Annotated in this window: 18 protein-coding genes and 1 tRNA gene; 7 read left to right on the top strand and 12 right to left on the bottom strand. The window is 68.2% G+C overall.

What is annotated here, in order from left to right:
* The coding region (locus tag FMEAI12_RS39035) for a bacterial transcriptional activator domain-containing protein (RefSeq protein WP_304598647.1) at nt 1–1,360 on the top strand (1,360 nt) is incomplete at its 5' end.
* Nucleotides 1,361–1,453: 93 nt separating this feature from the next.
* Here the strand turns inward: FMEAI12_RS39035 and FMEAI12_RS34420 are convergent.
* Nucleotides 1,454–3,013: an MFS transporter gene (locus FMEAI12_RS34420; RefSeq protein ID WP_112109243.1), complete on the bottom strand. Its 1,560-nt coding sequence runs from the start codon at nt 3,011–3,013 to the stop codon at nt 1,454–1,456.
* Between the two features lie 146 nt (nt 3,014–3,159).
* Between FMEAI12_RS34420 and FMEAI12_RS34415 the strand changes: the two genes are divergently transcribed.
* Together FMEAI12_RS34415 and FMEAI12_RS34410 are read left to right on the top strand one after the other, a co-directional pair.
* Complete coding sequence (locus FMEAI12_RS34415) at nt 3,160–3,693, top strand: metallophosphoesterase (protein WP_112109242.1); 534 nt, start codon at nt 3,160–3,162, stop codon at nt 3,691–3,693.
* Nucleotides 3,694–3,836: 143 nt separating this feature from the next.
* Nucleotides 3,837–3,909: transfer RNA gene (locus FMEAI12_RS34410), tRNA-Arg, on the top strand.
* A gap of 102 nt (nt 3,910–4,011) precedes the next feature.
* On the opposite strand, the gene FMEAI12_RS34405 is transcribed toward FMEAI12_RS34410, so the two are convergent.
* The 3 genes from FMEAI12_RS34405 to FMEAI12_RS34395 form a co-directional block, all read right to left on the bottom strand.
* Nucleotides 4,012–5,433 (bottom strand): site-specific integrase, encoded by a 1,422-nt coding sequence (locus tag FMEAI12_RS34405; RefSeq protein WP_112109241.1) that lies wholly within the window; start codon nt 5,431–5,433, stop codon nt 4,012–4,014.
* A complete protein-coding gene (locus FMEAI12_RS34400; RefSeq protein WP_112109247.1) occupies nt 5,433–5,642 on the bottom strand; it encodes a hypothetical protein in 210 nt (69 codons plus the stop codon). Before FMEAI12_RS34400 ends, FMEAI12_RS34405 begins: the two co-directional genes overlap by 1 nt.
* 247 nt (nt 5,643–5,889) lie before the next feature.
* Nucleotides 5,890–6,189, bottom strand: coding sequence for a hypothetical protein (locus FMEAI12_RS34395; protein WP_112109240.1), 300 nt, complete (start codon nt 6,187–6,189; stop codon nt 5,890–5,892).
* A gap of 165 nt (nt 6,190–6,354) precedes the next feature.
* On the opposite strand from FMEAI12_RS34395, the gene FMEAI12_RS34390 reads away from it, so the two are divergent.
* Nucleotides 6,355–6,528 carry a DNA-binding protein gene (locus FMEAI12_RS34390; protein WP_112109239.1) on the top strand — a complete coding sequence of 58 codons (174 nt, stop codon included), beginning with the start codon at nt 6,355–6,357 and terminating at the stop codon, nt 6,526–6,528.
* A gap of 34 nt (nt 6,529–6,562) precedes the next feature.
* On the opposite strand, the gene FMEAI12_RS34385 is transcribed toward FMEAI12_RS34390, so the two are convergent.
* The 5 genes from FMEAI12_RS34385 to FMEAI12_RS34365 all read right to left on the bottom strand — a co-directional run bounded on the left by FMEAI12_RS34385 (nt 6,563) and on the right by FMEAI12_RS34365 (nt 10,937).
* A complete protein-coding gene (locus FMEAI12_RS34385) occupies nt 6,563–6,751 on the bottom strand; it encodes a helix-turn-helix domain-containing protein (RefSeq protein WP_112109238.1) in 189 nt (62 codons plus the stop codon).
* A gap of 30 nt (nt 6,752–6,781) precedes the next feature.
* Nucleotides 6,782–8,395: a replication initiator gene (locus FMEAI12_RS34380; protein ID WP_368672140.1), complete on the bottom strand. Its 1,614-nt coding sequence runs from the start codon at nt 8,393–8,395 to the stop codon at nt 6,782–6,784.
* Nucleotides 8,396–8,511: 116 nt separating this feature from the next.
* Nucleotides 8,512–10,104, bottom strand: a complete 1,593-nt coding sequence (locus FMEAI12_RS34375) for an FtsK/SpoIIIE domain-containing protein (RefSeq protein WP_112109236.1) — start codon at nt 10,102–10,104, stop codon at nt 8,512–8,514.
* A 135-nt stretch (nt 10,105–10,239) separates the two neighbouring features.
* Nucleotides 10,240–10,515: a hypothetical protein gene (locus FMEAI12_RS34370; RefSeq protein ID WP_112109235.1), complete on the bottom strand. Its 276-nt coding sequence runs from the start codon at nt 10,513–10,515 to the stop codon at nt 10,240–10,242.
* Nucleotides 10,516–10,526: 11 nt separating this feature from the next.
* The gene (locus tag FMEAI12_RS34365) at nt 10,527–10,937 is read right to left on the bottom strand and encodes a plasmid replication, integration and excision activator (RefSeq protein ID WP_112109246.1); all 411 of its coding nucleotides are present in this window, start codon (nt 10,935–10,937) and stop codon (nt 10,527–10,529) included.
* 241 nt (nt 10,938–11,178) lie between these two features.
* On the opposite strand from FMEAI12_RS34365, the gene FMEAI12_RS34360 reads away from it, so the two are divergent.
* Nucleotides 11,179–11,601 (top strand): helix-turn-helix transcriptional regulator, encoded by a 423-nt coding sequence (locus FMEAI12_RS34360; protein WP_112109245.1) that lies wholly within the window; start codon nt 11,179–11,181, stop codon nt 11,599–11,601.
* 56 nt (nt 11,602–11,657) lie between these two features.
* On the opposite strand, the gene FMEAI12_RS34355 is transcribed toward FMEAI12_RS34360, so the two are convergent.
* Nucleotides 11,658–12,035: a hypothetical protein gene (locus FMEAI12_RS34355; protein WP_255565776.1), complete on the bottom strand. Its 378-nt coding sequence runs from the start codon at nt 12,033–12,035 to the stop codon at nt 11,658–11,660.
* A 457-nt stretch (nt 12,036–12,492) separates the two neighbouring features.
* Between FMEAI12_RS34355 and FMEAI12_RS34350 the strand changes: the two genes are divergently transcribed.
* Together FMEAI12_RS34350 and FMEAI12_RS34345 are read left to right on the top strand one after the other, a co-directional pair.
* Entirely contained in the window at nt 12,493–14,082 is a 1,590-nt protein-coding gene (locus FMEAI12_RS34350) for a peptide deformylase (protein ID WP_112109234.1), read from the top strand.
* On the top strand, nt 14,079–15,056 hold the full coding sequence (locus tag FMEAI12_RS34345) for a PfkB family carbohydrate kinase (protein ID WP_112109233.1): 978 nt from the start codon (nt 14,079–14,081) through the stop codon (nt 15,054–15,056). Before FMEAI12_RS34350 ends, FMEAI12_RS34345 begins: the two co-directional genes overlap by 4 nt.
* A 403-nt stretch (nt 15,057–15,459) precedes the next feature.
* On the opposite strand, the gene FMEAI12_RS34340 is transcribed toward FMEAI12_RS34345, so the two are convergent.
* Together FMEAI12_RS34340 and FMEAI12_RS36390 are read right to left on the bottom strand one after the other, a co-directional pair.
* Nucleotides 15,460–16,113 (bottom strand): DUF4145 domain-containing protein, encoded by a 654-nt coding sequence (locus FMEAI12_RS34340; protein ID WP_112109232.1) that lies wholly within the window; start codon nt 16,111–16,113, stop codon nt 15,460–15,462.
* Between the two features lie 449 nt (nt 16,114–16,562).
* Complete coding sequence (locus tag FMEAI12_RS36390; RefSeq protein WP_146776837.1) at nt 16,563–18,008, bottom strand: hypothetical protein; 1,446 nt, start codon at nt 18,006–18,008, stop codon at nt 16,563–16,565.
* Nucleotides 18,009–18,562 lie beyond the last annotated feature (554 nt).

The raw sequence follows: 18,562 nt of genomic DNA, 5'->3' as shown, positions 1-18,562 counted from the left end.
GCCGGCGCCCAACGAGCGCGAACCGTATCAAGCCCAGCCGCCGGCGCACCCGGCGCAGCCGTATCCGCAGGAGCCGCACCAGGCGCAGCTCCACCCCCCGGTGCCGCCCCCGGGATACCTGGCCCCGCCGGGGTCGTATCCGGCGGAGTCCTATCCGGCGCCGTCCCGTCCACAGGATCCGAACTCACCGTCGCCGCACTCGCAGGCACCGAGATCACCGCAGCCGCACTCGTACGAGCCGTACCCGCAGGCGCCGAACTCGCCGCAGCCGCATCCGTACGAGCCGTACCCGCAGGCGCCGAACTCGCCGCAGCCGCATCCGTACGAGCCGTACCCGCAGGCGCCGAACTCGCCGCAGCCGCATCCGTACGAGCCGTACCCGCAGGCGCCGTCCTCGCAGGAGTCGTATCCGCCCGGCTCTCACCCGTCGTATCCGGAACCCCACTCGTCAGAGCAGGGCTATCCGGCGGCTTCGCACCAGGCGGCCGACGCCCTGCCGGCGCCCCTCCACGGGAACGACCCGCTCGAGACCCTGCCCCGCCTGGACCCGGACCCGGCCGGCGCCACCGAAGCCGAGGTGCACGTGCTCGGAACCCCGTCGGTCGACGCCCCCGGCAGACCCGACCGGAACCAGATCGACCTGCTCACCGAGATCGTCGTCTTCCTCGCGCTGCACCGCGACGGCGCGTACCCCGAGGACGTCAGCGACCTGCTCGACCTCCCCCTCGGCTCGGTCCCCGATCCGCGGTCGCCGGGGGGGTCAGGCACCGGCGTGCTCGCCGGGCTCATCGCGGCCCGCACCTGGCTGGGCGTCGACGCTGGCGGGCGGCCCCGGTTGCAGCCCACCTCGGACGGGCGCTGGGTCCTCAGCACGGACGTCCGCTGCGACTGGGAGCTCTTCGTCGCCTACACCCATCGTGCGGCGCGGCCCGACGACGCGAGCGATCCCGAATCCGACCTGCGGGCGGCGCTGAACCTGGTCAGCGGGCCGCTGTGGTCCGGCCTGCCCGAAGGCAGGTACGGGTGGGCCCGGTCGACGCCCGTCGAGAGCACGATGCGCTCCGCCGTCATCGACGCCGCGCACCGCCTCGCCATGCTGACCCTGGAAGCCGGCGACACCGCCACCGCGATGGCGGCGTGCCGGACCGGCCTGCGCGCCGCGCCGACCGCGGAAACGCTGTGGCGTGACCTGCTGCGCACCGTGGCCGCCCGGGGTGACCGCCGGACCCTCGAAGCCGTCGCCGGCGAGCTGTACCGGACCGTGTCGGCGCAGTCGACCCGGCGCGGCGGCGCGGCGGAACCGGAGACGGACGCGCTCGTCCAGCAACTCCTGCCGGGCTTTCGCCGCCGCCACCACTGACCGGAATCCCCCGCCGCCGCCAATCGGCCTCGGCACATACCGCCGGACGGGCAGGACCGACCGGACGAGCAGCGCCTGCCGGATGACCCGCGGTCACGACATGTCCGCCGAGCCCTGTGGTCTCGGTGGAACAGACCGCCTCGACGGGGCTGACGTTCCTCGTTCCCCGGAGGTCCACGACGGCCGCGCGGGACCGGCCAGCGTCCCGGCGAACAGCGCGATCGCGCAGGTGAACGCGACCACGCTCCACAGGGCCCCGCGCAGTCCGACGAGTTCGGCCAGGCCTCCGATCAACGGCGGCCCCGTCAGCCATCCCGCGTAGCCGACCGAGCTGACCACGGCGATCACCGCCCCGGCCGGCAGCCCCACCAGGTTCGCGGCGCGGGCCGCGGCGGAGAAGGCCGCCGGGATGACACACGCCAGCCCGGCGCCGAGCACCGCGAACCCGACGATCCCCAGCGCGGTTCCCGTCCGCGTCGCTCCGGACGCGAGTGCGACGGCGAACATCACCGCGGCGGTAAGAGCCAGCGGACGGACCACACGCCGGATCCCGAAGGTCTCCACCGCACGATCGCCGACCAGGCGCACCACCAGCATGCAGGCCATGAAGGCCACGTACCCGATCCCGGCGACGCCGGCCGACGCCCCGGTGACATCCGTCAGATAGACGGCGCTCCAGTCCGCCGCCGCGCCCTCCCCGAGGAAACTGGCAAACGCGATCACGCTGAGCGGGACGAAGGGCAGCAGCGCCCGCGGAGTCACAGCAGTCACCGGCCTCGCCGCGGGCGCTGGAGGCGGCGCAGGCACCGCAGACGCTGGGGACAGCCCAGTTGCCGGGGGCGGTGGAAGCATCGACGTGGCCGGCCGCGCGTGGGTCTCGGCGCCGGCCCCGACCACACCATCCCTGGCTCCGACCGCGCTGTCGCCGGTCTCGACCTCCCCGTCGGCGCCATCGAGCTCATCGGCGGCGGCGTCGGATACGACGAAGCCGGTGGACGCGGACTCCCGACTACCGTCCCCGCGAAGCATCCATCCGGTGGGAGGTAACGCTCCGGCCACGGTAAGCGCGCCGAGCACCGAGAACTGGATGCTCAGCGGCAGCTCGATCGCCGCGGCGGCGGCGCCCAGGCCCGCGCCCACGAGCGCACCGGCCGTCCAGGCGGCATGGACCATCATCATGATCCGACGTCCGAAGCGGTGTTCGACGGCCGCGGCCTGGGCATTGGCGGAAAGGTCCAGGGCACAGCTCGCACCGCTCAGCAGCGCGAGCGCGGCGAACAGCGACAGCGGGCCGGTCGCGGTAATGATCACCAGCCCGAGGGTCGCGTACGCGACCAGCGAGAACCGGATCACCGGCACGCTGCCCAGCCGGCTCACCAGAACACCGGCGCCCCACAGCGTCACGATCGCACCGACCGGCGCGCCGAGCAGCGCGAGCCCGAGCTCACCGTCGCCGAGCGCGAGCGCATCCTTGACCTGTGGGATCCGCGGAGCCCACGCGGCGAGTAACAGCGCCAGGAAGAAAAAGACCACCATGGTGGCCACACGAGCCCGTCGCAGTCGCCGCCACTGCGCGGCGGTCCATGCCATGTCGACCGCCGCCCATCCGCTCCCGTCGGCCACCGGCTCGGCCCCCATCCGCCGAGTCGACATCCGCCTACCGGCTCGGCATCGGCCCATCAGCTCGCGACCACCCCGGCCGCCCCGCTCGCCCCGACGCCGCCCGGCCAGGCGGCCGGCCGCTGCACGCTACCCCCGGGCGCACGCTCAGAACACCGAAAATCACGGACACTGGACCAATGCGCCTCGTCGTCCTGGCCGACACTCACGTCCCGGTGCGGGCCCGCGATCTGCCGTCGCGGGTGTGGGCCGCGGTCGACGAAGCCGACGCCGTCCTCCACGCGGGCGACTGGGTCGGCCCCGAGCTGCTGCGCCAGCTCACGGAACGATCACGGCGCCTCATCGCGTGCTTCGGCAACAACGACGGACCCGAGATCCGCGCCATCCTGCCCGAGATCGCCCGCGTGACGCTGGAAGGCCTGCGCTTCGTGATCGTCCACGAGACCGGGGCCGCCGCCGCCCGGGATCGCCGCCTGGCCGCCACCTACCCGGAAGCCGACGTCATCGTCTTCGGCCACTCCCACATCCCGTGGGACACGACGACGATCCGACCGCAGGACGGCCGCCCGCTGCGGCTGCTGAACCCCGGCTCACCCACGGACCGCCGGCGCCAGCCCCATCCGACCTATCTGACAGCGACGATCGAGGACCAGACACTGCTCGATGTCGAGCTGCACCGCCTACCGCAGCCGACCCCCGTCCGAGCGCGCTGACGGGCCATCCCGGGCGAAACGCGCCCCCGCGCGGAGCGTGCCCTGGGCGCCCCGGCCCGGGGCGCGGTTGGAGGGGAGGGGGTTCGAAGGCTGCCCTCCGGGTGCTGTAAGCTGGCGAAGCCGGCCGCGAGAGTGACCGGCAGGCGCTCGTAGCTCAACGGATAGAGCACTTGACTACGGATCAAGAGGTTGGGGGTTCGAGTCCCTCCGAGCGCACGCTGGTTGAGGCAGGTCAGAGCCCCGCAGCCGATAACACGGCGCGGGGCTCTGTTCTTTCCGGACCTCAAGTACTGCAGTTCGTACTGCAGTTGGAAACGATCACGTTTTCGCGGTCGGATCCCCCTCCCCGTTCTCGTCACTGTCCGTAGCTGACGGGCGGTTGAGTCGGGTGAGGATGTCGTCCATGCTCCGGGCGGTCGAACGCCGGACCTCGTCGAGGATGTCCACGTAGATGTCCGCCGTGGTGGCCAGCCGGGTATGCCGCAGCAGGGCACGGATCTCGTTCAGGTCGACGCCGGCCGAGAACAGCAGCGACGCCGCGGTGTGGCGCAGGTCGTGAACGCGGGTGTGCGGGATTTCCGCCCGCTCGCACACCTTGTCCCACCAGCGGTTGACGTTGCGCGGATCGACCCGGCTGCCGGTAGCGGTGGTGAACACGAGTCCGGGGTCGGCCCACTCGTAGGCTTCCGCTCTGGCCTTTTCCTGACGCCGCCGATGCTCCCGCAGCACGGTCACGACCATCGTCGGCAGCGCCAGCCGCGCTTTCGAGCCCGCGGTCTTCAGTTCCTCGTCCTCGACGAGTTCCCACCGCTGCACGCCGGTCTCCGGGTCGATCTCCGCGCGCCGCCGCCGTTGCTTGCGGACAATCGCGACCGTACCCGCGTCGAGGTCGACGACGTCCCAGCGCAGCGCGAGTGCCTCCCCCTTCCGCAGGCCGAGCGCCAGGATCACCAGCCACAGCGCCGCCAGCCGGTCGACGAGCGCCACCGCGACCACCTTCCGGGCCTCTTCGTCCGACAGCGACCGTGCCGGAGCCTTCGAGGACTTCGGCGGCTGGACCAGCTCCGCCACGTTCCGGGAGAGCAGTTCCTCCCGCATCGCGTCCGCGAGCGCCGTTCGCAGGATCGCGTGCAGGTAGCGGACGGACCGAGCCGACAGAGGGTTGATCGGCTTCGGTTCGACCACGGGAGCCGGCTTGCTCGCCGAGCTCTTCCGACGACGCGCCGGCTGACCGTCCGCCGCACGCTTCGCCGCCTCTTCGGCCTTCTGGCGTTCCTTCGCCGCACGGGCATCTTCCCTGGCCTTGCGCGCCGCGAGGCCGGCCGCGGACGGTTCGGTGAGCTTCGCCGTCATCCACTTCCGCACATGCGCTGTGGACAGGTCTCGCAGCTTGTGACGCCCGAGCACCGGGACGATGTGCAGGCGGGCGAGCAGCGCGTAGGACTCCATCGTGGATTCCGCGAGCGTCCCCGCGACGACCCTGGCCGGGAGCACCACCGTGACCCACTGTTCGAGGTACTCGCCGACGGTGACCTGAGTCGTGATGACCGGCGTACCGTCCTGCGCGGCCCGCAGCGCGTCGGACATCTTCTCCCGGACCTGCTCACGGGTCGGGCCGTAGAAGATCGGACGCCGCCCGTCCGGAAGGCTGACCTGGCCTGCCCAGCCGTTGCGGTACCGGTAGATCGACCCTTCGTTGTTGCCGCGCCGGCCCTTCCGCGACTTGTCCCCCGCGGGCATCAGGCGACGTCCAGCGGGTTGCCGTCGGGCCATTCGATGTTGTCGCACCAGGCGCAGCCGTAGCGGCTGTCGCCCATGTCGCAGGCGAACTTGGTCTCTCCCGCAGGCTGCGGGTAGAGGCGGCCCTCGCCGGCGCGGGCACGGCCGAGATGCTCGCGCAGCGCCTGCTGCAAGCTCATGGTCGGGTGCTTGTCGTTATCCGTGGGCATGGCGAACACGGCTCCTTGCCGAAGAACGGGTCAGGTACACGCGGGCCGCGGAGGCGTCGCCCGGTGCAGTTGGGTTTCCGTTCTCTGGCGCTGGGATGGTCTGCCGGGGTGTCGGCCGCGTCCAGGGCGCTGCGCGTCGCTGACGCGATCGGCCTTCGGCCGACCCTGGACCCGTCCGACACCCCGACAGCTTCAAGCGCCACCAGAGAACGGAAGAAAAATGGGGGTAGAGCAGGCAGAACAGCCGCTACGGGCGGATGGCCCTTGCCGCCGTCGGACCCGCCGAAGGCTCCTGACCAGCCGGGACCGCGACCGGGTCGCCGGGCACCTGGTGGAACACCAACGCCACGTCGACATCGCCGAAGTGCTCGGTGAAGAAGGCGTCCGGCGGAAGCGTCGCGAGGATCGCCAGCAGGTCGCCGATGTCCGCGCCGGGACGGATGGTCAGTTCGTGCTCGCCGGTGTCGAGGACGCGCGTACCGACGAGCGGCGAGTCCTCACCGGGGGTGCGCCAGGCGCCGGAATGGCCAGACGGGAAGATGGGCATGGGTCTCAACTCCTGTGCATGCAGGATTGGGATCAAGGTCCCGGCCGGGTGTTCACAGCACCCACCGGGACCGCCATCACTTAGCAATCGCTAAGTCGTGTCCGATGATGCGGTTCGGGCTTAGCACGTGTCAAGTACTCTTCCGCCGTGGGACGGACGCAGCTCATGGGCACGGCCGAGATCGCCGAGCGTCTCGGCGTGAGCAGGGTCCGCGTGCACCAGATCGCCACCACCGACCCGTCCTTCCCCGAGCCACTCGGCGAGATCAAGGCCGGGAAGGTCTGGCTCGCCACGGACATCGAGCGGTGGATCACGGAACACCGCCCGAGCAAACCCTGACGGGGTGGCGCACGACGACGGAGCCATCCGGTGATCACGCGGCCTCCACGCTGCCGCCCCGCAGGCGATCGACGTAGGCGCTCAGCTCATCGGCCGGAATCCGCCGGAGCCGGCCGATCGACACCGAGGCGATCGCCCCCGTCTTCATGAGTTGGTAGAGCTTCGCCCTACTCAGGCCGAGCAGTTGCGCGGCTTCGTCGACGGTCAGGAGGAGCTTGGTCACGGGTCCCTCTCCCGAAGGCCAGTTCCGGACTCAGGCAGCGCGAGCCGTCACCGGCGGGCCGGTCGCCGGGAGTCCGGTGCCGGTCGCGCGACGGGCCGCGTCGAGCTGAGCCCGCCAGGCGTGCCGTTGCGCAACCGCCTGCAACAGCAGGTGCTCGCGGCGCGGTGCGGCCGGGTCACCAGGCCGGAGCAGCGTCCACGCGATCCGGGCCGGGTCCGTCCCCGTCATGGCCGGGCCGGTGCCGGTCTGACCGAGGGCTTCGAGCTGCTCCCGGATGAACGCCACCCGATCGGCTTTGTGATCGGTCAGGGTCTTGCCGGACCAGCGGCGCGAGACGAGCACCCGCCGGCCGCCGAACCCGAGCGTCTCCCGCCGGTGCGCCTTCCCCCGGCACCTCCCCGGGACCAGGCCCGGCTTCGGGTTTCTCGGCTGGACGCCGTAACGCAGCCAGTTCGCGCAGATAGGCGAGCACGGCTCGTACCGCAACGCTTCCGCGAGCCGATCCACGTGCCGACGCTGCGCGTCCGTTCCGATGTCGTGGCAGGCGTCGAGGCTCTTCGTCAGGTACTTCGTCAGATAGCCGATCATCCGGCCGGTGTTCGCCGAGTTCGCCGTGACCCCGTCCGCGCGCAGTTGCGGGCCGAAGCGGACGACGTGCGCCGGTTCCTCATCGTCGCCGATCGCGTCCAACGCCTCGTCCCATGTGGGCAGCGGACGCCCGCTCTCCGGATCAAGGTAGGCCGCCGCATCCGCGTTCCAGGCCGGGAGCACCATGTCCGAGTAGACCGGTCGGTTGCACGACGGCCACCACACCTGGTGATACGTCGCCGCCGCCACCTGGCGGAGCAGCATCCGGGACACCGTGCCACGGATGGCCGCGTGCAGGTGGGGAGCGAGCCGCCGTTGCGGTTCGAGCGCCGCGAAGTACTGCACATCCCAGCCCACCGCGCGGCGCAGGTTCTGCCAGAACCTGTCGATCAGCTTCGGGAAGTGGATCGCGTCCCGCGCCGCCCGCCGATAGTCGTACGAGCCCGGATCCACCGGGGTGCCGTCCGAGGTCACCCGGCCGTAGGTGTCGCAGGTCAGCGTCAGGAACATCGACGGCCGCCAGGTCGTCCCGTCCGCCGCTTCGTAGGTCCGGCCGACCGTGCGCTTCTCCACGGGGAGCCGGGGCAGGTCGGGGGCGTCCTGACGCCGGCGGGTAGACCGGGCCCGACGAGGCCGATCCCGACTGTCCGGCGCAGTCTTCCCCCGCACGCCCAGGGCGTTGAGTTCCTCGTCCACCTGGCCGATGAGTTCGTCGATCTCGGCGACGCCCGCCGGGTCACTGTCCCGTTCCGCGTCCCGCCGAGCGACCTCCAGATCCGCCCGGAAGCCGGCAAGAACCTTCGCATCCTCCGAAGGCGGGTCCGGGTCAGGAACCGGTTCGTCCTCCAGATGCCAGCCCGTCTTGCACTGCGCCATCCGCAGCCGCCGGGCCCGCTCCGCACACGGCGGACACTTGCTCGCCAGGGTGGCCCCGCACGGCACGGGAATGATCTCGGTCTCGCCCGTGTCGAGGTTCGTCCGCCGCATCGCCATCGGGCGAACGCAGACCCCGTTCTCCACGGCGACCGCTTCGACCACCTGACGAGCGAGCGGCATCCGCATCCGGACCGCCCGGGACCCCGGCCGATCGTCACGGTCGTCACGGCCAGGGGAAGGAGCCGGGACACTCGGAACGGCTTCGGTTGGGGCAGCGCCGAGCGTGGTCGGGTCGATCAAGCAACCTCACCCCAGCCAGCCGAGCCGTCGAGATCTTCGTGATCAGCGGAGTCGTCGAGGTACGGGCCGAGGTCCGGCGTCCAGCCGCCGCCCACCGCACGGACCGGCCGGTACGTCCACACGGTCCGGCCGATCTCGGCATCGTCGACGAACGACGCCCGGACCCGCACCGGTTCCGGCTGTCCCTCGTGCAGCACGTAACCCACCCCCGGCAGGGACACCGGGATCTCGTCCGCGCGGGCACCGCGGTCCCGGGCGCCGGAGCCGAGCACGAGATCCGGCTGTTCCGTCTCGGTCATCCGCAGCGCGACCCGGACCGGGAACAGGTCCCGGAACGGAAGCACCTCCTTACGCGGGTCCTGCACCGCCGCCAGGACCACGACCCCCGGCGCACGTCCCTGCGAGAGCAGCAACGGCAGCGCCGCCCCGATTCGCTTCTTCACATCCCGATCCGTGACGTACGCGGTCAAGGAGGCGATCTCATCGACGACCAGCACAATCAGCGGCTCGTCCGTGGTCGGAGTGTGTAGGCGGGTTCGGCCCCGCAGCCGGGCCGTGCGTTCCCGCATGACCGACACCGCGTCGTCGAGGAGATCCGCGATCGACTCCGTGTCGGTGGCGAACCGGGCGAACAGCGGCTCACCGAAAGCGAGTTCCATCCCGCCTTTGGGGTCGCTCACCCACAGCTCGACGAGGCCGGCGCGCACGGCCGGGCCGAGACCACGGATGATCGACCACAGCACCGAGCCCTTACCGGCGCCGGTGGCACCCGCGACGAGCAGATGCGTCCCGCGCACGGGCAGCGTCCATGGCTCGCCGTCTTCCTGCCGGCCGACCGGCACCGACGAGAGCCCCGCGACGAGCAGATCGGGCGCACCACCCGCCGCGGGGTCTCCGTCCGGATTGTCATCGGTCACGTCGACGTCGTCGTGACCGATGACGGGGCCGGGTGCGTCGAGGCCCGTGGGCCGCACCGGTCGGGTCAGGGTGTCCCGGTGGTGGAAGTGCAGCCGGACGAACCGATGTTCCTCCACCTGTACCTGGCAGCGCCGGGCCCGGAACACGTGCCGCAGTGCTTCGGCCTGCTCCGCCCACTGCTCCGGGGTCTGCCCGGGAAGCAGTTCCACCCGCAGCACGTCCACCGCCCGCGTCGAACGAATCGAGCGGATCCGCGGGAAGTACTCGTCGAACGTCACCTGATCGCCGTTCGACGCCGGCACGCGGATCGCCAGTCCGGTGTGCACCATCGCCGACCGCCACCGCCGCCGGTAGACGAACGTAAGCCGCGCCCTGCCCCACACCCACCGGGCCAGCCAGCCGAACGACCGGGGGTGCAGCCGCCGCCAGACCATGGCGACCAGGACCAGGCCGACGAGCAGCGCCACCAGGCCCAGCGCGCCGAAGCGCTGGACGAACAGCACCAGGCCGACCGCGACCGGGACGGCGACCCGGTGCCGCCAGCACCAGCGGACACCCAACACCAGCCCCTTACCGGCGACCGCCAGCAGCAGCATCCACAGCGGCACCCGCATGTGGTCCGGTCGGGACGGAATACGCGGCATCCGCCGATCGCCGTTGATTCCGAACATGACAAATACCACCTGTTTCAGAGCGCACGGAACCAGGAGTAGGAAGAACAGAAGAAGAAGGTGCGCGAGCCCGGAACCGCGATCCCGTAGAAGCGCGGTTCCGGGCCGCCTGTCTGAAACCGGGCCGGGCGACTACTACGCGGCGAGATACCCTGACGTTTCGGCCGCGTCCTGCGCGGTGAAGCGCAGCCGCTCGCATTCGATGAGGTAATCGTTCACCGCGGCGAGCAGCGTGTACGCGAAGTCCACCTGATCGGAGGTCGCCGCGTTACCGGCCGCCGATAGCGACAGCGTCGTCCGACCCGTGGTGACCGCCAGGATCGGCGGCTTGTCCGGGTAGGTGTGGCACCTGGCCGACCAGTCCGCGCCCACGTGCAACCCCAGGTGCGTCGAGGAACGCAGCCCGTCCATCCCCGCCCCACTCACGCCGCCACCGCCGGGTTGCTCCGCCGGGCCGGGCCGAGCGGACGCATGGCCACCGCCCGGAACGCGAAACCCTGCCGGGGCCGGGAACCGTTGGTGTCCACGTACGGCAGGACCGACAGGCCCTCGAACAGCACCGGCCGGAACGGGGTCCCCGGCATCGCGTCCGGCGGAACCGGCGCCACCTCCCCGAGGATCTTCACCTTCAGTTCGGCCTGCCGCGCCACCGGGTCCGGGTCGAGGACCCGCACCGACCAGATCCGCTGGCCGGTGTCCTTGTCCCGCGCCTGCACGTCCGCCACTCCCGCCTTCACCTTCTCGAAGTCGTTCGCCGCCTCCACGCCCAGCACGTACGCGCCGTGCGGGAAAACGTCCTCGAACCGCACCGGAATTCGCTTCGGAACCGCCACCACGCCACCTCCACACATCCGAGTCGCCTACGCCGGCCGTTCGCTTCGGCCGACGAGATACACGATCCACCGCTCGCCAACCGCGTTTCAACCGCTAGACGACCGACGTATGTACGCCTCGTATGCGCTCATGCCAGAGAGGTCTATTCAGCGGAGCGCACCGGGTGGCGTTCATGCAAGGTTGGTATGGGCACCGGATACCCGAGATAGAGGCTGTTGCTGGGCAACTAATATGCGCGTCATGTCTGACCGGAAAGCGCCCCGGGTCTACACCGCGCGAGGTCCGGCCGAGGGGGAGGACTGGGCAGCCGTCGCCACAGCCCTGAACGAGCGGATGTCGAACCGGCGGATCGGCCAGCAGCAGTTGGCCGAGCTGTCGGGGGTGTCCGTGTCCACCGTGCGCCTGCTGCAGCACGGCGCCGGTCGCCGGGTGCAGAACAAGACCCTCGTGTCGATCGCCCGCGCCCTGGAGTGGCCGGACGACCACCTGATTCAGGTACTCCTGTCAGCCCCGCCGGGCGATAGCCCCGAGGCGAACGAGCCCACCGGACGGGAGGTCCTCACCGTCCTGGCCCGCGTCGAGGACCGTCTTGCCGAGATCGTGACCAGGCTCGCCGCGGTCGAGCGAGCCGTCAGCCGCCCCGACGAGCCGATGTCGTCCTGACACGACGAAGGCCGGATCCCCCCGACGAGATCCGGCCCCCGTGAACGCGCGTGACGTCACCCCAGAGCAGAGGGGTTCCACGACCGCGGACGCCGACGGCGGATCACCTGACGGCGCAGCGCATCCGCCACATCCGCCTTCCCCGCGTCATACGCACCCCGCTCCCCCGCCGTCATCCACCGCCGGCCGTTGCCCTCCCCGACCTCCACCGGGTCGAGTTCGAGCATGGCCCGCAGGAACGAGCCCGGTACCTCCCGCCGGGACAGCCGCACGCCGTCCGCCGCGTAGACGAGCACCACATCCACGTCCCCGAACGCCTCGACGAACCGCAGGCCCGCCGGCATCCCCGCCATCGCCTCCGCCAGCGCCGCCGCCGAGGAGCCCGAGGGAACGACCAGCGCCCAGCCCTCCGCGCCCCACGGCAACAAGCCCACGCCGGGTTCCTCGTCCGTCTGACACGACCCGCTCACCCACGTCATCGCGAACCCCCGCACTCGCCGTGCCCTGTCTCCGCGGCTGTCCTGCCCGTCATCGGCCACACCGCCGCACCCCCTTCATCCGTTCCCGCGTCGCCTCACGGCCTGGACGCCACCCCGCCCCGCGGAGATCGCGGCTCGACGCGGAGCGGGATGGCTTGCGGATCAGCCTCACCCGAACCGGGATAGTCACGAAACGTCGATCTCGCATACACGTCACGTATGGGTCGAGGAGCGCTGAACAACGGCGCGCACGGCCGGCGAGCGGTTGCCGCCCGGTTGCCGAACGGCCGGGAACCGGTTGGCGAATAAGGTCCATACCGGTTTGGCATGGGCGCGTTAGTCTGAGCGTGCTGTCCCGCTCACACCACCTGCCGTGAGCGCCGGCACCGGTGGGACGTGGAGGTCTTGACCCGTGACACAGCCACCCGACGTGCCCGCCGGGTCATACCGGGTGTCGCCCGAGCTGCTGGCCCGGCCCGACTTCCGCTCCGCCTGCTCCGTCCGTGACTTTGGAACGATCTTTCGCCTGATGCGCAAGTACGACGGCGCCAGCCAGGACCGCATCTCCTCCCCGGTCGACGGCCTGTCGCAGTCACGGGTGAGCCGGATTGCGCGTGGCGAAGACCGCATCGCGTCCCTGGACCTCATCGAGCGCATCGCGGACGCCCTACGCATCCCAGGTGGGTACTTCGGTCTGGCCCCACGCCGGTGGGAGGCCACCGCACAGCCCGCTCGGCCGCAGCCCGTTCCGGTGCAGACATCCCCGCCGATCGCGGCAGTCCTACCCGTGCAGCCGGCCGCGTCGCAGGGCGGCCTGATCGTCGAGGTCGACGAGGCGACGTTGCGGTACGACGACGCGACGTACTACGCGCACCAGTTGCGTCGAATCGTGAACACCGGCACCGAGCCGGTCACCCGCTACCTGATGCGGATCTCCGTCGACCGCTACCCGGGCGACCCGGAGCGGTCTGCCCGGTTGTACCGGGCGAAGCCGCTCCGGTGGGACTTCCTGCAACTCTCCGCCACGTGCAACGGCGAGCCGATGCATTGGAAGGTCAAGACCGACTGGGACGCACTCAAGGAAGTGTGGCTCTGCTTCGAGAACTCCCGGGGGCATTTCCCGCTCTACCCGGGCGACACGGCCGTCATCGAGTACTCGTACCGGGTGTCCGATGACCGGTGGGGGCCGTGGTTCCAGCGCGCCGTACGGGTCCCGACCCGATCCCTGTCGGTCCGGCTGGACTTCCCCGCCGAAGTCGATCCGGTGGTGTGGGGCATGGAAACGTCGATGACCGCCGAGGCCCTGCCGTTCCGGACCGCGATCGCCCGCACCGAGTCCGCCGGCCGCCGGGTGTTCTCATGGTCAACGGAGGAGCCGCCGTTGCACGCCCGGTACCGGCTGGAGTGGAACTTCCGCGCCCAGCCCGACCCCGCCGCCGAGGCCGCCCGACCGTCCGAACAGATGACCGCGGTCGGCATCGTGCAGCAGGGCGCCGAGATCCTTGACAAGCCCGCCCGCCCGTTCGCCCTGCCCACCGAGGCCGAGGACGCCCGCCGGGTCGTTGCCGAACTCTCCTCAGCGATCGAACGGGTATCCGCCCTGCACACCTTCGGGAAGGGCATGGGGATCGCCGCCCCGCAGGTCGGCATCAACCGTGCCGCCGCGATCGTCCGCACCATCGACGGCGACACGATCACCCTGCTCAACCCAACCGTCATCGAGGCCAGCCCCGAGACCGACGAGCAGTACGAAGGCTGCCTGAGCTTCTTCGACGTCCGCGGTCTGGTCCCCCGCCCGCTCACCCTGCACGTCGAACACGCCGACATCGACGGAACCCGGCACATCACCGTGTTCGAGAAGGGCCTTGCCCGCCTGGTCGCCCACGAAATCGACCACCTGGACGGCCACCTCTACACCTACAAGATGCGCCCCGGTGTGGCCCCGATCCCGGTCGAGCAGTACCGCGGAGTCGGCTCCGCCTGGACCTACACCAGCACATGACCGGCGCCCAGCCAGCGCGCCCCATCAGCGAGCTTCGGTTCTTCGTTGCCGGCGCCTACGTCCTCGACTGTCTGATCAGCACACCCCGCCTGCCGGTATGGGGCGACGACCTACGCGCCGAAGCAATGCGGACCGTCCCCGGCGGTAAAGCACTCAACCAGGCTGTCACGCTTGCCCGTCTCGGCGCCCAGGTCGCCGCCGTCGGATGCGTCGGAACTGATGTCGTGGGCGAAGCCATCCGGAGCGCGCTCACCGCCGAGGGCATCGACGCCTCCACCATGACAGCCATCCCCGAAGCCCCCACCCCGGTCTGCGTCGTCTACACCCGCGCCGACGGAGAGAACGCCATGGTCTGGCGGGTCCCCGACGCGCTCAACGTCACCGCAGGCCACCTCACCGCCGCTGTGGAAACCAGCGGACCCGGAGACACCCTCCTCGTCACCTTCGAGTCCCCCGGCCAGGCCGCCGGCATCATCACCGCAGCCAGCGACCAAGGCATGCACATCGTCCTGAACCCCGCTCCGCTTCCCAGCGATCCAGCAGTCATCGAGAGCTTTCCGTGGGAACAGGTCGACATCCTGGTTCCCAACGAAGCCGAGGCCCGTGCGCTCCTCAGCGGACTCCCCGCCGCCCACGGCCCCGCCGAGCATCTCGCCGACGCCGTAGCTGACGCACTCGGCGTGCGAACAGTCTGCGTGACCCTTGCCGAACGCGGATGCGTCCTCCGCTTGGACGGCGCCACCACCACCTACCCCGCACCACCCGCCGAGGTCATCGACGTCACCGGCGCCAGCGACGCCTTCACCGCCCTGCTCTGCGCCCACCTGATTGCCGGCACCGATCCCGCCGACGCGGTCCACCAGGCCCAGGCAGCCGCAGCCCTCACCATCAGCCGCCCCGGAGCCTACGAAGCGCTCCCCACCACGACGGAGCTGCATTACCAAGCCGCAGGACTGCCGAATTGCTCGATTTAGAGATCAAGGGCGCGCGGTGCAGGCCGCGCCGCGCGACCGCCTGCGCGCGGCCGCAAGCGGCCGTACTCGCCGGGCGCGTCGCATCCCACACCGCGCAACGACCGATCTTGACAATGTCAGGCCAGCGGTACCGGGAGGCAACAGGACGCTGCACTCTGGTCCCAGCGGCCGGCATCCGCTACCAGCGGGCGTGCGAAACGTCGTGCTGCCGCGCCGATTGCGTTCCTCGGCGCCTGCGGTACTCATCGGCTTGCCAACGAAGATCTGTGGCTGGCATCCGTGACCGGTCGTTTGGCCCGATGGCGTGGCGCTGTCAGTGCCGGTTGGCGGCAGAGTCCGGCACTGGCGGATCGGTAGCGGGCGCCGAGGAACGCGCTAGCCCTCCCGTCCGGCACCACCACCTTCAGTCCGACTCTTCCTTATTCTTCACACGCCTTTCGGTTATTCTCCGCTGGAACTCCTCGAAGCGCTTGCGAAAGACGTATATGTACTCCAGTAGCGCCTCGGCGAAGGAGAGTGCATCCTCGGCATCTTCTCGACTCACAGGCTTTCCTGTGTAATGCGCGCCTTCGTTCCCGATGACTCGTAATGCGTCCGCCCATTCCACGAGCATTCCATCTATGGTGCCTTGCGTTCGCAGCTCCCTAATACTTTCCACCAACGTCCGCCGTTTGATTCCTTGGTCTTTGCAAGTGCCTTCCAAGGTTCTGCGAACCATTACGACCGATGCTGTAAACGCCTTGCCGTCAAAGCACCTTCGCGCCTCGTCCAGCTCACGCCTAAGGGGTCCAGGGATCAGATCGTTTAGGCGTCGCGATGCAGGATAAACGACATCGGGGTCAACACCGCGAAAGCCGTCCCCGTAGTAATCTTCACGAACCTGAAGGGCCACCCTGCCGCACTGTCCGCACCGGATCAATGTATATTCCATCGGAATGCCGATAGGCTCGCCAGTGCTTTCGATCTCGTGCCCCTGGGCCGTGCCGTGGATGTAACCAATACTGGGTTTATCGCAGTGCGGACACATGAAAGGACTGGTATCGACGTCACGTCCCATATTCACGAATTCAGTATAGATCGCGACGCGGGCATCGCGTCTCTGGGCTCCGTGGACCGCCCTCGAAACGCCTTCCAGCAGCCCGAGGTCCAGGCAGGCTCGGGACCTTGCCCCGCTCGTCTGATGGCTCGCAAACTTGTCAGCGGCGTGGGAGCGTGGGCCCGGCGGCCCTCGGTCCTGATGACAGCCAACGTGACAGCCGAGGGGGCGAAGGACCACGGACACCGGCGGACGTCGGCGGACACCCGGCCGCTGGTAAGCGGACGCGGTGGACGTCCACGAACGTAGGCGGACAGGTGGATGAAACTACGGATCAGTTGCACCATTGCCATCCGCTGAGAGGCCAAACCAAAGCGGATGGGGGCTGAGTTCACCCTTCGAGAGCGCCACGATGCAAGACACTCTGCTAAGATTTTTCGTAGACGCTGCGAGAATGGAACCCTTGCAGTTTAGGAAATTAGATAGTCGATCCGCTCGCGAATCAGGTTGAATTCCCCGAGTCTCTTGCTGCCTCTTTCGAGGAGCTCTAGTCGCTCACGCACAAGATCTCGCAAGTCTGCGTCGTCAAGAGCAATGATGTAGCCTCGACCATCCTTGGCGGTATCGCGGCAACGTTGGAGAAATAGATCCTTATTCTTGGCAGATCGAAAGACGATCATACCAAACCAGCCTCGACTATCCGAGAACCGACCTGATATCTGGTCAAGTTCCGGATTCTCCACTTCGCGCGTGTAGTTCTTACATTCTACCGGGAGAATTGCCGCCCTATAGTTAAGGCCAAGCCAGTAGAATGTCCCATTTCCCGCAAGATTATCGAAGACTATATCGATCCGCTTGCGGCCTTCGTGAATTTCTTTCTCGAGGACCATGTTTCCTAGGTATGGATAAAATAGGGCCGACAGCAAATCGGCGCATTTTCGGTGGTAGATCGTAGCACCGGCACTCCCTTCCGGGACCGCCAGGACTTCGGCAAGTAGCTTCTCGAAATTCGGCTCCGGGGTACCTGTTCTCGCATGAAGCTCGGAATGGCTAAGAGGAGGAGAATCCGACTTAGTTAGGGACTCTTTGTAATCGCGAAGCGCCTCCGGGAATTGTTCCGTGTACTTAACAATCGCCAGTTTTGTTGCCGGATAAAGCTCCCTCAATTTTTTGCGAGGAACCTTCGTCTCGCCGTCCTTTAAGACTTCAACAATGGGTGACTTTTTATCAATCTCCAGCGCCTCTAGACGGGGGGCAAGCATTCTGTTGTAATACTTGTCTGAATCCACGGTAAGATGGGCCCGTACAATTGATTTCGGAACTAACAATAGCGTGTCACCCTCCGGGCGAGGAAGTAACTCTTCGCCTTCCTGCCATTCCAATGCATCCGGATTCCAGATGAATCCGCTATACTGGGCCTCCATGTCAATTCCGTGGTATCGACAGACGCTCTGAGTGTAGCCTATTAATGCGCCGCGAATAACGTTGGTGGTAATATCACTGATGATATCCGGGCCCACGCCGTCGATCAGAAGTGACGTGTCTTCTAGGTCCGCCAGAAGTCCTGAATGTGCGGCCGCACTATTCTGTACCTCCGCCAAGAAGTTCAAGGCTTTCGCTGGCCCTAGGCCCCGTCCTCGCGATTTTCCTTTTGACCAACCCAAATGAGTCTCATTCGGCTCCGAAAGGGGCCCCATTAAAGCTATCGCCCTGGTACGACTCTTGCTTGCAACGGCTTCAAGAACTTCCGTAAAAAAGGATTGCAATAGCGCTTTACAGATGTGAGCCCATTCACTTTCTTGGATACGAATTGCCGTCGGGTCAACGAAAGCTGGAACGTCCGAATCAATGTGCACATCGACGAAGCTCAAGCTAGGTTGCGCTCGACCAAGTTTATAGTACTCAGAAACGCGCATAGAATCTCCGTGATTCCAGAAGGAAGTAATCTTAGCTTGTTAGGCTATATCAAGACGATGGCAAGCGAGGGCTGTTCCTCGAAGAAATCGCCTAAACAACCTTCCGGCGAATAATCCCGATCTGAACATGCAGGTCACAGGCGCGGATGGAGCGAATATGGATATTCGCGGCTTAACACCCACATCGGGATGCTATTCACAATAGTGTGAATCATCGACCGAGAGCACGGTCTGTGACCGGCCTCCCGGTGGACCGCGTACTGCAGTTGTACTGCAACCGGGCTGGACGCCCGTAGACGTCGGTGGACATCATCGAGCCCGTCACCTGCACCGATGGACGTCGGTGGACATCCGTGGACGGGGCGCCGAGGGCTACGGATCAAGAGGTTGGGGGTTCGAGTCCCTCCGAGCGCACGTCTGGTTGAGGCAGGTCAGTGATCATGCCGGCTTGCGCCGGCACCCTGTCCTGATGAGGATGTTGGTGCCGTCCGGTCCGACGTCGTTGCTCTGTGGTGCCTGCGAGCCCGTAGGTCAGTGTGGCGCGGAGGTCCTGA

Source organism: Parafrankia sp. Ea1.12 (assembly GCF_900465275.1).
GTDB lineage: Bacteria > Actinomycetota > Actinomycetes > Frankiales > Frankiaceae > Parafrankia > Parafrankia soli.
The sequence above is the reverse complement of the archived record's forward strand: the minus strand, read 5'-3'. Positions and strand labels throughout refer to the sequence as shown.

Bases quoted from the DNA above. Each gene is read 5' to 3' on its own strand.
- FMEAI12_RS34395 (WP_112109240.1), bottom strand. From the start codon at position 6,189: ATGCCCATCTTCCCGTCTGGCCATTCCGGCGCCTGGCGCACCCCCGGT.
- FMEAI12_RS36390 (WP_146776837.1), bottom strand. From the start codon at position 18,008: ATGCGCGTTTCTGAGTACTATAAACTTGGTCGAGCGCAACCTAGCTTG.
- FMEAI12_RS34400 (WP_112109247.1), bottom strand. From the start codon at position 5,642: ATGCCCACGGATAACGACAAGCACCCGACCATGAGCTTGCAGCAGGCG.
- FMEAI12_RS34415 (WP_112109242.1), top strand. From the start codon at position 3,160: ATGCGCCTCGTCGTCCTGGCCGACACTCACGTCCCGGTGCGGGCCCGC.
- FMEAI12_RS34420 (WP_112109243.1), bottom strand. From the start codon at position 3,013: ATGTCGACTCGGCGGATGGGGGCCGAGCCGGTGGCCGACGGGAGCGGA.
- FMEAI12_RS34405 (WP_112109241.1), bottom strand. From the start codon at position 5,433: ATGCCCGCGGGGGACAAGTCGCGGAAGGGCCGGCGCGGCAACAACGAA.
- FMEAI12_RS34360 (WP_112109245.1), top strand. From the start codon at position 11,179: ATGTCTGACCGGAAAGCGCCCCGGGTCTACACCGCGCGAGGTCCGGCC.
- FMEAI12_RS34390 (WP_112109239.1), top strand. From the start codon at position 6,355: ATGGGCACGGCCGAGATCGCCGAGCGTCTCGGCGTGAGCAGGGTCCGC.
- FMEAI12_RS34340 (WP_112109232.1), bottom strand. From the start codon at position 16,113: ATGGGACGTGACGTCGATACCAGTCCTTTCATGTGTCCGCACTGCGAT.
- FMEAI12_RS34375 (WP_112109236.1), bottom strand. From the start codon at position 10,104: ATGTTCGGAATCAACGGCGATCGGCGGATGCCGCGTATTCCGTCCCGA.
- FMEAI12_RS34345 (WP_112109233.1), top strand. From the start codon at position 14,079: ATGACCGGCGCCCAGCCAGCGCGCCCCATCAGCGAGCTTCGGTTCTTC.
- FMEAI12_RS34380 (WP_368672140.1), bottom strand. From the start codon at position 8,395: ATGCCGCTCGCTCGTCAGGTGGTCGAAGCGGTCGCCGTGGAGAACGGG.
- FMEAI12_RS34370 (WP_112109235.1), bottom strand. From the start codon at position 10,515: ATGGACGGGCTGCGTTCCTCGACGCACCTGGGGTTGCACGTGGGCGCG.